Genomic DNA, 13,470 nt, shown 5'->3' with positions numbered 1-13,470 from the left:
CATGAACCCGAGAAATTGGCGGTGGACCGTAGGATTGCTGGAAATAGGCTTCATTATTGGGCTTGCCATGTGTCTTTTTGGGGAGGCGCAGGCGGGGACCATACCAGTGAGTCAGGAGCCACAGGTCCTTGTTATCCTCGATACCTCGCAAGGAATGGCCGGAAATCTGCAAGGGGCCATAATGTCCGGGTCAGGCACGGTGGCCGCGAATGCGGATTCGGCCTCGCCGCCCTGCTATTTGCTGAACAGTTATACGCCACGATCGACGCTCGGACCGAGCAGCGGGGGGTCATGTCCGGCAGGGGAGGCGGCCTATACGGTATCGGTCGGCGGGGTGCTGACGGACAACTCGGAGTCCATGATCAATGTCGCCGAGCAGGGCATACTGTCGGCCCTGAATAATCCGACCTACACCAATATCATGCAGGCAGGCCTCATGGGCTATGCCACGTCCGGCACGCCCGCGCCCTACGATACGTGGGTGTATTACATGAGTGGCGACACGCCGACGACGGCCTCCCCCGGGGCGGAATGTACACCCGGCACGTTTGGCTATGGCACAACCAGCGGCTCGACGTGCGTGGCGAACGATCCGTTGTCGGTGCCCAATCCGTGTTATAACGCGCCCACAGGGGGCGATTGCACGCCGATAGCGAAGGTCATTGGGAGTGGTCTGACAACAGCGCCTTATCTCTATATCGGCCAGTCGTCCGACGATCCCCAGATCAACGACGTACTGTATTGGTCGACCTCCTCTCCATCGGGGAATTTCGTAACGTATGATGGGCCGAATCCTACGAACCCCTATAGCAACTACACCTTGAGTGAGTACGAAGACCAGATATTGTCGGGGAATTACCTGTTGGAGGGATATCATCTCACGGGGCCGAACATTGGCCCATTCGCGACGTCCCCGACGGATGCGGGTTACATACCCTATAGCGGCGAGGTCTGGTACGCAAGGCGGGGCTTGGCGTTCGATGGAAAACCTGTGACGAACGGGACATCTGGTGGCCAGGGACACCTTTATATTCCCGTGGCGGCGCTGAATGCCACGCAGATCGCGCTGTTCAATACGACCATGGCGCCGGAGCAATTCGTGAAGGGCGGCAGTGAGATCGTGGCAGGGTCCGAATACGCGCCCACGGCCGGGGCGTTGACGGCGGCCTTGACGGATTTGACGACGAGCGCAAACGCCCCACAGCCGGCATGCGCGCCCAAGTATGTCATCTTGATTACCAATGGACAGCCGACCATGGGCCTGCATGGACATGTCTACCCTCCGCTCGGGAGCGCCTCCGGACAAGGCTATGGCGAGGTGCTCTCCCCGGGGAGTGCCAATAACGACAATGCGGTTACCGAGGCCATAACGGCCGTCAAGAATCTGGCGAATTATACGACAGGTGGGCTAAGCGGCATCAAGACCTACGTGCTGGGGGTGGGCGCCGGGGTCAATTGCCCTCCGTCGGCTACCAATTGCACGACCGAGGCCAGCGATAGCTATACGGTTTTGAAGGATTTGGCGGTGGCCGGCAAGACGAATGTCGTATACAGCGCCGACACGGCCGTGGCCTTTCAACAGGCCTTCAATGCCATCCTGAACAACATCGCCGCCCAGATCGTCACGGCGCCAGCCGGCTCAAGTCCATCGGTTATCGGGAACTCCTCCTTTGAGTATGTGGCCACGAGCAACCCGTCTTTGGGCGAGGGTAATATGTCCGCATACCTCATCAAGTCGTCCGGGAACACGGCGTCGACGGCCTCTTGGGACATCAATGCGGAGATGACCGCTAGCAACAGGAGTTCGGTGCTGTATTCGGAAGGTCCGGCGACGGGATCGGCAACGGTGGGGCCGGTGACGTTGCTTACGAATATGGATGCGGCGGCGTTTGCGATCCCAAGCGGCAGCACCTTGACGCCCGCAATCATCGAGCAGTATACGATCGACCCGTCTTACGACGCGGGCAAATATCTCGGGGGTCGGCAGTCGGGCTGGTATGTAGGCTTGATGACGGCCAATAAACCGATATACATGGGGCCGCCGAATGATCCGAATTTATTGAGTAGCACGGGATATGACAGTTACGCACAGAGTGAATCGGGTCGCACACCGCTTGTGCTTGTCGGCAGCAACGACGGATTTCTGTACGCTGTGAACGCGGTGAGCGGCAGCCTCGTATGGGGCTGGATGCCGCGGCCGCTTGTGCAGGATCTTCAAAACTATTCGACATTCTGGCAAGGCCCCAATATGGCCGGGATGCGCCCACGTGTAGTCGACGCGCAGGCGGGCGGATCGAGTTCGGCGTGGGCGACCTACATTGTCGGCGGGGCCCAGCAAGGCGCGATTCAGTACGCCTTGCAGTTGACCTCGACCGGCGCCTTGAATAGCGAGGCATGGGAGCAAGACAACGCCAACGCGATCACACCCAACCCGGTGGCGCCAGTGATTTTCCGTCTGGTCCCCGGTTCCGGGACCGCCTATGAGGCCGCCGTTCTCAATACCACCACCACCACGACGGCAAGTACGTTGGTGATGACCAATGTGGCGACCGGCGTAGCCGATACCATCACGCTGCCGTTTGTGGCGGGCAGTCAGCCCTACATCGATAATAGTAATGATATTTTTATCGGCGACAACGCTGGCAACGTATGGACGGGCTCGCTTTTGTCCGCATCCGGGCAGTTGGCCACCAAGATCTCTTGGACACCCCTTAACAATACGGCGCCAAGCCCGATCGGGACCAATTTCGGGACTTCGGCCAGCACATCCGGGGGCACGGGCGCCATCACCTACGTCGATGGGGCCTATTATAACGGGGTCGAGTATCTGACGTTGCAATCCGCGGGGCGGGTGACCACCCTCCAGGATGGCGCCAATGGCTGGGCGCCATTATGGACGAGTTATGCGGGCGGCAGCGATACTTTTACCAGTGGTAACTACGTCACGTCGACGTCAGTGGCGAGTTTGCCCAGCAACGCGATCGTCACGAATCCCGTGCAGATCATAAATGGTGCCGTAATCCTGCCCGTGTCGGTGCCGCCCGGCTCCACCGACGGGGCGTGCGCGGCCTCGACGGCCGAGTACTACTATTACATGCTGGACAACGGTGGTTTTCCATCGGGTGTTTTTGGGAGTGGAGGGCAGGGGCTTAAAGGCCCGCTCAAGGTCGGTACGGGTGTCGCCTACACGCCGAGTATTGCCATCATGAATGGCCAGTTGCGCCTTCAGGGGATGGCGAGCGGCGGCGTGGGCCCGTCGATGATAACGCAGGGGCCGCCACCGGCGGGCCCGGCGTCGTGGCGCGAGCTTTTCTACTAAGCTTATGCAGGGACGCACCCCTCCCTACCCGTACTAAGGCGGCCGGGCCGCATTGCGGGTAGCCTGTCCGTCAGGAAACGGGGGGTCGGGCCCGGACAATGGTTCGGACCGGTCGGGATATCGCCAAACGATGCCGTAGGTCCACGGCATCGATGAGCGTGGCGCGGTCGGGGGTTCGCAAGGGCAGTTATGGCAGGGCCAATGGCCTGTAGGCCGACTGCAGGCGCGAAAGATCTTGCGGGGACGGGACCCCGGCTATTCGATGCCGAGCTTCTCGAGCTTGTAGCGCAGGGCGCGGAAGGTGATGCCGAGCTCGCGGGCGGCAGCGGTCTTGTTCTGGTTGGTGTCGCGCAGGGCCTTTTCGATCGCCGCGCGTTCGACCTGGACCAGGTGTTCCTCGAGTGATCGTTCGCCCGTGTAATCGCTGGCATTGAAGGGCGAGGCCTCCGACGCGGCGACTTTGCCGGATAGCCCTGGGGCATCGTGTCCGGGTAGACGCAGGTCCGCCACATCGATCTCGCCGCTCTCGCACAAGGTCAGTGCCCGTTCCATGATGTTCTCGAGTTCACGGACGTTGCCGGGGAATGCGTATCTCTTGAGCGCCGCCAGGGCGGCGGGGGTGAGCGGCAAGGGGCGACCCATGCTCAGTTTGGCGGCGAGATGCGCCGCGAGCGCCGGGATGTCGCCGGCGCGTTCGCGCAGCGGCGGGATCACGAGCTCAATGACGTTCAGGCGATAGTAGAGGTCCTGGCGGAACGCGCCGGTGCGTACGAGGTCGTGGAGGTTTTTGTGTGTGGCCGACAGGATGCGCACGTCCACCGCCACTTCCTGCTGGCTGCCGACCGGACGCACCGCCTTCTCCTGGATGGCGCGCAGAAGCTTCACCTGCATGGGGACCGGCAGGTCGCCGACCTCGTCCAGGAACAAAGTGCCCCCGCTCGCGGTCTTGAAAAGCCCGTCCTTGTCGTTGAAGGCGCCGGTGAAGCTGCCCTTCTTGTGACCGAAGAACTCGCTTTCCATCAGCTGCTCGGGTATCGCCCCGCAGTTGACGGCCACGAACGGGCGGCCGGCACGGGGTCCGAGGTCATGGATGAGGCGCGCGGCGAGTTCCTTGCCGGTGCCCGATTCCCCGGAGATGTATACGGGCGCCTGTCCGCGCGCCAGGCGCTCGATGAGGGCGCGGACCTCGCGGATGGCCTGGGAATCACCGAGAAGTTTGGCGGCGGCGCTCGCGCCGTCGCTCGGCGCCTGTTTCGAGAGGTTCAGGGCACTGCGTACGAGTGCCCGTAACTCATTGATATTGAGGGGTTTACATACGAAGTCGAAGGCCCCGCCCTTCAACGCCGCGATGGCCGTCTCCATGCTCCCGTGGGCGGTGATGACCGCCACCGGAAGCCCGCGATGATGCTCCTCGATATGGCGCACGATGGCCAGGCCGTCACCGTCCGGCAGGCGCATATCCGTGAGGCACAGGTCGAACCGGTACTCCTCGAGCAGTGCGAAGGCCGAGGCCACGTCGCCGGCCGAGCGGGTCTCGATATTCATGCGGCCGAGCGTGAGCTCGAGCAGCGCGCGGATATCGGCTTCGTCATCGATGATAAGGACTTGGGGGATCGTCATGATGCCAGGGCCGCCTCTGTGCAGTCGGTGAGCCGGCCGAAGGTCAGGCGGAACTGGCACCCCGTGGGTGTCGGCCGGTATTCCAGGCGCGCGCCGTTGGCCTCGGCGAGCTCTCGGGCGATATAGAGGCCTAGGCCTGTGCCGCGCGCGGTGGTGGTGAAGAACGGATCGAATATGCGATCGACGATGGCGTTCTTGATGCCCTCGCCCCAATCGATGACATCGAGGATGCTATGGCCTTCGCTGTCGACACCGATCAGGAGCTTGACGATCGGGACATCGTGATAGGGCGGGCTGTGCTTGAGCGAGTTGTGGCACAGATTGTTCACGATCTGAAACAGGTGATCGGTGTCGAAGCACACCGTCTGCGGTTGCTCGATGACAAGGTTCAGGGCCTGGACGGGGATGTTGAGGGCGGTGGCCACTGCCGGCAGGGTCTGCGCGAGCCAGGTCGACAGGGCAAAGCGCGTGGCGTTGGTGCGGTCACGCCGGCCGAGTTGCAGGACGTTCTCGACGATGGTATTCATGCGCCGTCCCTGGTCGTCGATGATGGCGGCGAGGCTGCGCGGCTCCGCGCCGATGTCCGGGGTCTCGGTCAGCAGTTGCGCGGCATGGGTGATGGCGCCAAGCGGATTGCGGATCTCGTGGGCGATGCCGGCGGTGAGTCGCGCCAGGCCCGCCATCTTCAACTGCTGGGCCTGTTGCTTCAGAATGGCGGTGTCTTCCAGGAACACGAGGGTCGCGGCGTTGGCATCGCGCCCCAGCACCTTGAATCGCGGCAGCAGCGTGTAGCCGGTGGCTGATACGAATAGCCGGCGCCCCCCGGAGGCATCGTTGCGCTGGGCCACCCACTGCTCGAAGAGTGCCGGGGCGACGGTCTGGAGCAGGGGTGCGGTGTCTGGCGCGGCCAGTCCGAGATACGTCTGGGCGGTCTTGTTGGCCAGACGGATGTGACCGGTCGGGGCGACCACCAGGACCCCTGACTGGAGGTGCTGCACGATCTGTTCGTTGAGGCGCCCGAGATGCCTGATATCCAGTTCCTGGCGCTCGGCCAGGGCCTCGGTAAGGCGCAGCCGGTCGGCGACCAGGTGTGCGAGGCTTGCGGTGGCGAATAACACGAGACCAAACAGGCCGACCTGCGAGTAGCTGGCCGGCAGACCGTTCTGTGAGCCGGTGAGGTAGGGCCAGGCGCTTTCCAGCAGGACGCCTATGGTGGTGAGCGAGGCGAAGAAAATGGTCATGCGCCGATTCAGCAGAAAGCTCGTGCCGGCGGTCGATACCAGGAGCAGGATGCCGGTGCCGCTTGCAAGCCCCCCGCTGGCGTGCATGAGCAGGATCAAGGCCACCACGTCGCAGAACGCCAAAACTGCCGCCTGGGTCTCGAAATCGCCCAGCCGTCGGCGCGTGGTGTCGATGGCCACCAGGTAGACCGTGGCGTACAGCAAGGCGACCACGAGAAAGAGCCGTGGGTCGGTACTCGCAAAGGGCGCGAGCGATCCCGCCCAGAATCCGGCGATGCACGCGAGCAGCGCCAGCGCCAGGCGGTAGGTGTTGAAGTAGCTCAACAACAGCCAATTCTGCTCGCGCACGAGCAGCGGCGTCTCGGCGCCGCCTGTGGTCAGATCCAGGGCCTGATGAGTCGCACTCATAGGCCTTGAATTAGCACAGTTTCACGGTTAAGGCAAAGGCTCAGCCGCGGGCCGCGGCATCGCGGTGCTCCGGGCAGCAAAACATCGCGTCGTGGGCCCCGGGGAGCGCCTCGGAGCGCGGGACATAAAGACCGCAATGGGCGCAGGCCACCATGTCGCCGGCCGCGCGTACGCGCCGACGTAGCGGCGTGGGCCGTGGTGGGGGGGAGCGAAAGGGGCGTTGCGGACGCAGGGCGCGGCGGATAAACCACCAAGCGGCCCATATGACAAGAAGATCGACCAGGAGCTTCACGAAGGCGACGCTCTCTAAATTGGTCGGGGTGAGAGGATTCGAACCTCCGGCCCCTAGCTCCCGAAGCTAGTGCTCTACCAGGCTGAGCTACACCCCGTCGACGTGCCGTCCCCCACGGAACCCTGCTAGTGGTCCCTGTGAACGGAAAAGTGGGCCAAGTCCAGCAATGCCTGCTTATATGGGGAGTCGGGCAAAGGTGAGAGTGCCGCCCGCGCCAAATCGGCCTCGCCCTCGGCCCGCGCGCAAGTGTACGCGATCGCCTGAGTGGATTCAATGGCGGCTACCACCCCGCCGATCCGTTCGAGCCCGCCCTGCTCAATGGCATCGCGCACCAGCGCGCGCTCGCCGGGCGTGCCGGTGCGCAGTACATGGATGAGCGGCAGGGTGGTCTTGCCCTCCGCCAGATCGTCGCCGATGTTCTTTCCGAGACGCGCGTTATGCTGGCCGTAATCGAGGGCGTCGTCGATGAGCTGAAAGGCGGTGCCGAGATGGCGGCCGTAGGTGGCCAGCACCGGCTCCATCAGGGGGGCGCCGCCGAGCACCGCACCAAGCTCGGCGGCGGCCTCAAAGAGTTTGGCGGTCTTGCTGCGGATGACCGCGAGATAGCGATCCTCTTCGATGTCCGGGTCGTTGCAGTTGATGAGCTGCATGACCTCGCCTTCGGCAATGGTATTGGTGGCGTGCGCCAAGATCTCCATGACCCGCAGGCTTTGGACCTCGACCATCATCTCGAAGGCCCGTGAGTACAGGAAATCGCCCACCAGGACGCTCGCCTCGTTGCCGAATACGGCGTTGGCGCTCGCCTGTCCGCGGCGCATCGCCGAGCCGTCGACGACGTCGTCATGCAGCAACGTCGCGGTGTGGATGAACTCGATGACGGTCGCGAGCGTGATGTGCGCGGTGCCTTCATAATGAAAGGCCTTGGCGGCCAGCAGCAGTACCGCCGGACGCAGGCGCTTGCCGCCGCTTTGAATGATATAGCGCCCCAGCTGGTTGATGAGTACGATCTCCGAGTCCAGCCGGCGGGCGATCTCGCGGTCGATGGCCAAGCTCTCGTCTTTGATGAGCGCATGGATGTCGTCGAGGTCGAAGGCCGGGTGATCGACAGGCGCAGGCGTGGACATGGGCTCCCCTTGGCAAAAGCGCCGTCATGCTCTGCCGGAATGGCGTGTGCTGTCAAGCGACCGGCTGGCGGCACAGCAATTCTCAATGTGAAGCGACGCCGCTTCGGAATGGGGTGGCGGTCGATCTACGGGGTTTGCGTGAGTCTCTGCCGGACGTCGGGTACGAGCGGATAGAGCCATATCCGCTTGGGGCTTGCCCCATGGCGTGTGTGTTGGCGGTCTGCGCGGCCGCGGCCGGTGGTAAGACCCACGTCGATCCAGTTGGCAGCGAGATAGCAATGTCCCGTAAAACGGGTCGGATCGACGAGGGTCTCGGCCAGGAGGGGCTTAACGCCGTAGGCGGCCGTCCAATCGATGGTGACGGTGCGTAACGCGAGCGCCAGCACGTGGCTCGCGAGGTTGGGAACCCGCACGTGGGGCAAGATCAGGAAGCGGGAGTTACAGATAATCTGCTGGAGGCACCGGGCCCGGGTGGCATCGTCCCAGCCGATCCACTGATCGCGTCCCTTAAGGCGCCAGGCGGGCGAAGAGAACTGCAGGCAGCCCAGGACCGTGGGGCTTTTGGATGTGGCCTGGATCAGGTAGCGGAGATGGGCACCAAAGGGCACGCGATGGCCGAGGGGATGATGGCGCTCGATCAACGTGCGCCAGAGCGTCCGGTCTGCGGGTGTTTCCACGCGCTGCAGTCGGATCGGCTGCAGGGTGGCAAGCGGCGCGTCGAGCGGGGCTGACTGTGGGTCCGGGCCGGCCGGAACCGTAGTGCGAGCGCCTTGCGGACGCCCGGGCCGCAACGGGGCGAGACCAATCAGCCCCGCCTCCTGCATCCGCTCAAGCAGTGCCCGGCATTCGATCGTCTTCGGGTGTCCGTTGGGGCGGTGCCAGTCGAGGAGTTCGCACACCGTCTGCGCCAACTCATGGCGGCTTAAGCCCCCATAGCGCTTCGCCAAGGCCACGATCAGCGATCGTTGCTGCGCCTCGAGTACCTGACCACAAAAGCGGATGTCCTCCATAATGGTCCTCAACTGCTGTCGGGGGCGTCGATTTCGAGGCCTTTCAACATGAAGTCGAGCAAGGCCTCGAAGCTCTCGAAGCACAGATACCGCGTCAAGGCCCGGATATCATCAAAAAAGGTCTGACGGGTGGGGAGGCTTGCGCGGAGCAAGCGGTATTTGTGACTGGTCATCTCCTGCACGGTATGCAGCAGGAAGGCGAGGAGGTTCAAGGTCGCCAAGAGCGACGAGAGGTGCTTCTTGCCGTGCCCGAAGTTGTGTTCGAAGTGGTAGCCCTTGGTCTTTAAGGTGTTGTTGGCGCCGTTCTCGATGCCCCAGCGCGCCCGGGCGGCGGCCGCGAGGGCGGCGACGTTCCCTGGGTGGATCGTGTGCCGCGTGACCCAGGCGTTGTGGTAAATCGTTTGGCCCCCGGCATCGGTGGTGGTGAGCTCCAGCCAGTGGACACACAGCGCATCCAAGCCGGCGCGCAAGGGCAGCTCCGAAGCGAAGCGGTAGGTGTCGGTCAAGGTCTGCTTACCCTTGCGGCGCGTGATCTCATGGGTGGTCACGCCCCCGCGCGCGCGAGGCCCTCGACCTCCTCATACAGTGTGGGGTGCGAGCTCGGTTTGCAGACCAGGAGGAAGTGTAACCCCGCCGCCAGGATCTGCTCGCACAGGGGTTGACGGCTGTAGAGGTCGTCGCCGAGCACGGTGACGTGCTGATCCCGGTAGCGGCCGGCGCTGGCCGCAAGCCAGCGGCTGGCGGCGGCGGTTTCACAATCCTGCTTGTCGTGGCCGTCCTGCGGGACAATAAACTCGGGCGCCAGGGGGATCACCCGACTTAAAGTCGGGGCCACGATCACTGGTGTGATCACGGTATGGGAGTAGCTGGTTTGGCCATTGTGATGCTTGGCTACCGTACATTGTGGGCAATGGATGGTGTGGGAGGAGTGATAAGCCGTCCCATCCAGGGCGATGAGTAGCGCGCCCGGACCGTCTTCAGAGGCCTCGAGGGACACCCGAAAGGGATCGATGTGACCGCCGGCGTTCAGGGCCTCAAATATCTGCGTAAAGAGCGGGAACAGGTGAGAAGGCGCCACGGGATCGAGCATCGTGCGCACACAATTGTCCGTCGGGATCTGGCTCATGCCAAAGAGCGTCTGGGCATTGCTTTGGCCACGGGTCTGCTCCATCGTCCTCTGATAGGCCAGAAACGACGGGCTTTGCGTGGTGAACACGGCAAAGGCCGCCAGCGCCGCATCTTCCATGGTATAGACGCAGTTCTTCCCGGTCCGTTTGTCAGGGGCCGCCCGCATGACCTCCTTGAGCGACTCCACCAGGGAGTTCAGGCTCAGGGGATTTCCGGTAACAAGATCCGTCACGCCGCGCTCGCGCCCAATGGCCCAGCGCTGTTATACCGTAGACCGTGCCTTTTGTCCAGCCCCCCGCTCGCATCAGCACACGCACGTTATCGGATGCTGATGGTCGTTGCTACATTTAGAATTGCTGCTGGCGGCAGGTCGCGCCGCCCGAGCACGATGCATTGACCCGCTTACCCAAAGCCACTAGAATCGCCGCTTTTAACGGGGCCGGCAACCGGAATTTTCCCGCCGCCTCTGGACATTCGGTCAGGGAGTCAACCAAGGCAATGTACGCGGTAATCGAGACGGGCGGTAAGCAATATCGGGTGGCGGTGGGCGAGACCGTGCGGGTCGAAACATTGCCGGCCGAGGTCGGCCAGGATGTGAGCCTGGGCAAGGTCCTGCTGATCGCCGATGGCAGCGACGTGCGGGTGGGTGCCCCGGCGCTGTCGGAGACGGTGACGGCGCGTGTCGAGAGTCACGGCCGCGGCGAGAAGATCCGCATCTTCAAGACCCGCCGGCGCAAGCACTACCGCAAGCATGCGGGTCACCGTCAGAACTATACGGAGCTGAAGATCTTGGCTATTGCGGGCAAGAGCGAACAGTCGGTGCAGGGGTAAGGAGCGGTCATGGCACACAAAAAGGCAGGCGGTAGTTCCCGCAACGGTCGCGATTCCGAGTCGAAACGCCTGGGCATCAAGCGCTTCGGCGGAGAGAAGGTCATACCCGGCAATATCATCGTACGCCAGCGCGGTACCCGTTTCTATCCTGGCCGCAACGTTCGGATCGGCAAGGATGACACCCTGTTTGCCTGTGCCGAGGGGCAGGTGGTGTTCGAGATCAAGGGGCCGCAGCGCCGCAAGACGGTCAGCGTCGTCAGCGCCTCGTAAAGAATCCGCGGTCGCGGCCCCGGGATCCTCGGGGAGGAATGCATGAAGTTCGTCGATGAGGCCACCGTCCATGTCCAGGCGGGCGATGGGGGCAACGGGGCCTTGAGCTTCCGCCGCGAGAAGTTCGTGCCGCGCGGTGGGCCTGACGGTGGCGATGGCGGGGCCGGAGGCAGTATCTATTTCGAGGCCAAAAGCGGCCTCAATACCCTGGCCGATTTCCGGTACACGCGACAGTTTCGCGCCGCCAACGGCGGCGGCGGATCGGGACGCCAGCGTTCCGGCCGCAACGGCGCCGATCTTGTGGTCGCAGTCCCGATCGGTACGCTGGTGCGGGATCACGAGACCGGCGACCTCCTCGGCGACCTCACGCGCAACGGGGCCCGGCTGCTGGTGGCCAAGGGCGGCCGTGGCGGGCTCGGTAATACCCACTTCAAGAGCAGTACCAACCGCGCGCCGCGCCGTACCATCCCCGGGGCCCCGGGCGAAGGCCGCACACTCTTTCTCGAATTGCAGGTGCTGGCCGATGTCGGTCTCGTGGGTCTGCCCAATGCCGGCAAATCCACCTTTCTGCGCGCGGTCTCCGAGGCCCGTCCCAAGGTCGCCGACTATCCCTTTACCACGCTCCATCCAGAACTCGGGGTAGTGACCGTCGAGCGCCACCGGAGTTTCGTGATCGCCGACATCCCGGGCCTCATCGCTGGCGCCCATGAGGGGGCGGGTCTGGGAATCCAGTTCCTGCGCCATCTGGCGCGTACCCGGTTGCTGCTGCACCTGATCGATGTCGCGCCCCTCGATCCCAGGGCCGATGTCGTAGAGGACGTACGCGTCATCGAAGAGGAGCTACGGCTGTTCGATGGCGACCTCGGGTCCAAGGAGCGCTGGCTGGTATTCAACAAGGTCGACCTGTGGCCGGAGGCCGAGCGCCCCGCGCGTCTCGAGGCCTTGCGAGAGGCGTTGGATTGGACGGGCCCTTATGCCGCGGTGTCGGCTATCAAGGGATCAGGTTGCACCGAGCTCATAGGGCGGTTGATGCAGCGCCTGGAGGCCTTGGGCCCGGCCGCGCCGCCGCCGGCCGAGACCCGAGAAGGATACGACGATGCGTAGCGGACTTGCCAGCGCCCGCCGGGTGGTGGTGAAGATCGGCAGCAGTCTGCTCACCAATCACGGTGCAGGCCTCGACCGCCCGGCGCTCGAGGGGTGGGTGGCACAGCTCGCCAGGCTGCGCTCAGGCGGGCGTGACGTGGTCCTGGTGTCATCGGGGGCGGTGGCCTGCGGCATGCAGCGGCTGGCGGTGAAGAAGCGGCCGCGTGCCCTCCACGAGCTACAGGCCCTGGCGGCGCTTGGGCAGATGGGACTGATCGAGGCCTACGAGACGGCATTTGCGCGTCATGGCGGTCACGCCGCGCAGGTGCTGTTGACGCACGATGACCTGGCCGACCGCAAACGCTACCTGAACGCCCGGAGCGCGCTGCGCGCGTTGCTTGCGCTCGGGGTGGTGCCGATCATCAATGAAAACGACACGGTAGCCACCGAAGAGATCCGCTTTGGCGATAACGACACCCTGGCGGCGCTGGTGGCCAATCTGATCGAGGCCGAGCTGCTCATCATCCTGACCGATCAGGCCGGCCTTTATGAAGAGGATCCGCGGGTCAATCCCGCGGCGCGCCTGGTCTCCGAGGCCCCGGCCGGCGACCCTCTGTATCTCGCCATGGCCGGCGCCCCCGGGGAGCTTGGGCGTGGCGGGATGCGCACCAAGCTGACGGCCGCCCATAAGGCGGCGCGCTCGGGGGCGGCCACCGTCATCGTGGCCGGACGCGAGCCGGACGTGCTCTTGCGGGTATTGGCTGGCGAGACGCTCGGGACCTACCTTTATCCGGCGACCTCGCGCCTGGCGGCGCGCAAGCAGTGGCTGGCCGCGCATCTGGCGGTGCGCGGTCGCCTCACGCTCGATGCCGGCGCGGTGCGGGTGTTGCGCGAGGCCGGCAAGAGCCTGTTGCCGGTCGGGGTCCGTGGGGTCGAAGGGTCATTTGCGCGTGGCGAGATGGTGGCATGCGTCGATGCCGAGGGTCGCGAGGTGGCGCGCGGTCTCGTCAACTATCCGGCCGCGGAGCTCTGTCTCATGATGGGGCGGTCGAGCGAGGAGATCGAGTCGATCTTGGGTTACCAGGGCGAGCCCGAGGTTATCCATCGGGATAACCTCGTGATCGTCTAGCCGAGCCCTTGGGGG

The 13,470-nt window shown here is 64.0% G+C and carries 10 protein-coding genes, 1 tRNA gene and 1 pseudogene; 5 read left to right on the top strand and 7 right to left on the bottom strand.

Features of this window, described 5'->3' with window-relative positions:
• Nucleotide 1 precedes the first annotated feature (1 nt).
• Nucleotides 2-3,319 carry a pilus assembly protein gene (locus C4900_RS11285; RefSeq protein WP_114283108.1) on the top strand — a complete coding sequence of 1,106 codons (3,318 nt, stop codon included), beginning with the start codon at nucleotides 2-4 and terminating at the stop codon, nucleotides 3,317-3,319.
• 255 nt (nucleotides 3,320-3,574) lie between these two features.
• Here C4900_RS11285 and C4900_RS11280 read toward each other — a convergent pair whose 3' ends face one another.
• From C4900_RS11280 to C4900_RS11250, 7 genes and pseudogenes are all read right to left on the bottom strand, one after another.
• Nucleotides 3,575-4,939, bottom strand: a complete 1,365-nt coding sequence (locus tag C4900_RS11280) for a sigma-54-dependent transcriptional regulator (protein WP_114283107.1) — start codon at nucleotides 4,937-4,939, stop codon at nucleotides 3,575-3,577.
• Entirely contained in the window at nucleotides 4,936-6,588 is a 1,653-nt protein-coding gene (locus C4900_RS11275; RefSeq protein ID WP_114283106.1) for a sensor histidine kinase, read from the bottom strand. The genes C4900_RS11280 and C4900_RS11275 overlap by 4 nt, the downstream gene beginning before the upstream one ends.
• 40 nt (nucleotides 6,589-6,628) lie before the next feature.
• Nucleotides 6,629-6,880 carry a PP0621 family protein gene (locus tag C4900_RS11270; protein WP_065971601.1) on the bottom strand — a complete coding sequence of 84 codons (252 nt, stop codon included), beginning with the start codon at nucleotides 6,878-6,880 and terminating at the stop codon, nucleotides 6,629-6,631.
• A 20-nt stretch (nucleotides 6,881-6,900) separates the two neighbouring features.
• Nucleotides 6,901-6,977, bottom strand: a tRNA-Pro gene (locus C4900_RS11265).
• A gap of 28 nt (nucleotides 6,978-7,005) precedes the next feature.
• On the bottom strand, nucleotides 7,006-8,004 hold the full coding sequence (ispB, locus tag C4900_RS11260) for an octaprenyl diphosphate synthase (protein WP_065971600.1): 999 nt from the start codon (nucleotides 8,002-8,004) through the stop codon (nucleotides 7,006-7,008).
• Nucleotides 8,005-8,129: 125 nt separating this feature from the next.
• Entirely contained in the window at nucleotides 8,130-9,014 is an 885-nt protein-coding gene (locus tag C4900_RS11255; protein WP_114282110.1) for a DUF4338 domain-containing protein, read from the bottom strand.
• Nucleotides 9,015-9,022: 8 nt separating this feature from the next.
• A pseudogene (locus C4900_RS11250) lies at nucleotides 9,023-10,308 on the bottom strand (ISNCY family transposase).
• Nucleotides 10,309-10,640: 332 nt separating this feature from the next.
• On the opposite strand from C4900_RS11250, the gene rplU reads away from it, so the two are divergent.
• Genes rplU through proB form a run of 4 tightly spaced genes read left to right on the top strand, consistent with a single transcriptional unit; the run spans nucleotide 10,641 to nucleotide 13,455 of the window.
• Nucleotides 10,641-10,973, top strand: coding sequence for a 50S ribosomal protein L21 (gene rplU, locus C4900_RS11245; RefSeq protein WP_065971599.1), 333 nt, complete (start codon nucleotides 10,641-10,643; stop codon nucleotides 10,971-10,973).
• 9 nt (nucleotides 10,974-10,982) lie between these two features.
• Nucleotides 10,983-11,243 (top strand): 50S ribosomal protein L27, encoded by a 261-nt coding sequence (rpmA, locus tag C4900_RS11240; RefSeq protein WP_065971598.1) that lies wholly within the window; start codon nucleotides 10,983-10,985, stop codon nucleotides 11,241-11,243.
• 42 nt (nucleotides 11,244-11,285) lie between these two features.
• Entirely contained in the window at nucleotides 11,286-12,347 is a 1,062-nt protein-coding gene (gene cgtA, locus C4900_RS11235; RefSeq protein ID WP_114283105.1) for an Obg family GTPase CgtA, read from the top strand.
• Complete coding sequence (gene proB / locus C4900_RS11230; RefSeq protein WP_065971596.1) at nucleotides 12,340-13,455, top strand: glutamate 5-kinase; 1,116 nt, start codon at nucleotides 12,340-12,342, stop codon at nucleotides 13,453-13,455. Before cgtA ends, proB begins: the two co-directional genes overlap by 8 nt.
• The last annotated feature ends 15 nt before the right edge of the window (nucleotides 13,456-13,470 follow it).

The organism is Acidiferrobacter thiooxydans, assembly GCF_003333315.1.
Taxonomy (GTDB): Bacteria; Pseudomonadota; Gammaproteobacteria; order Acidiferrobacterales; family Acidiferrobacteraceae; genus Acidiferrobacter; species Acidiferrobacter thiooxydans.
The sequence above is the reverse complement of the archived record's forward strand: the minus strand, read 5'-3'. Positions and strand labels throughout refer to the sequence as shown.

Excerpts from the sequence above, each read along its gene's own strand:
- C4900_RS11285 (WP_114283108.1), top strand. The coding sequence starts at position 2 with ATGAACCCGAGAAATTGGCGGTGGACCGTAGGATTGCTGGAAATAGGC.
- C4900_RS11280 (WP_114283107.1), bottom strand. The coding sequence starts at position 4,939 with ATGACGATCCCCCAAGTCCTTATCATCGATGACGAAGCCGATATCCGC.
- C4900_RS11275 (WP_114283106.1), bottom strand. The coding sequence starts at position 6,588 with ATGAGTGCGACTCATCAGGCCCTGGATCTGACCACAGGCGGCGCCGAG.
- ispB (WP_065971600.1), bottom strand. The coding sequence starts at position 8,004 with ATGTCCACGCCTGCGCCTGTCGATCACCCGGCCTTCGACCTCGACGAC.
- C4900_RS11255 (WP_114282110.1), bottom strand. The coding sequence starts at position 9,014 with ATGGAGGACATCCGCTTTTGTGGTCAGGTACTCGAGGCGCAGCAACGA.
- rplU (WP_065971599.1), top strand. The coding sequence starts at position 10,641 with ATGTACGCGGTAATCGAGACGGGCGGTAAGCAATATCGGGTGGCGGTG.
- rpmA (WP_065971598.1), top strand. The coding sequence starts at position 10,983 with ATGGCACACAAAAAGGCAGGCGGTAGTTCCCGCAACGGTCGCGATTCC.
- cgtA (WP_114283105.1), top strand. The coding sequence starts at position 11,286 with ATGAAGTTCGTCGATGAGGCCACCGTCCATGTCCAGGCGGGCGATGGG.
- proB (WP_065971596.1), top strand. The coding sequence starts at position 12,340 with ATGCGTAGCGGACTTGCCAGCGCCCGCCGGGTGGTGGTGAAGATCGGC.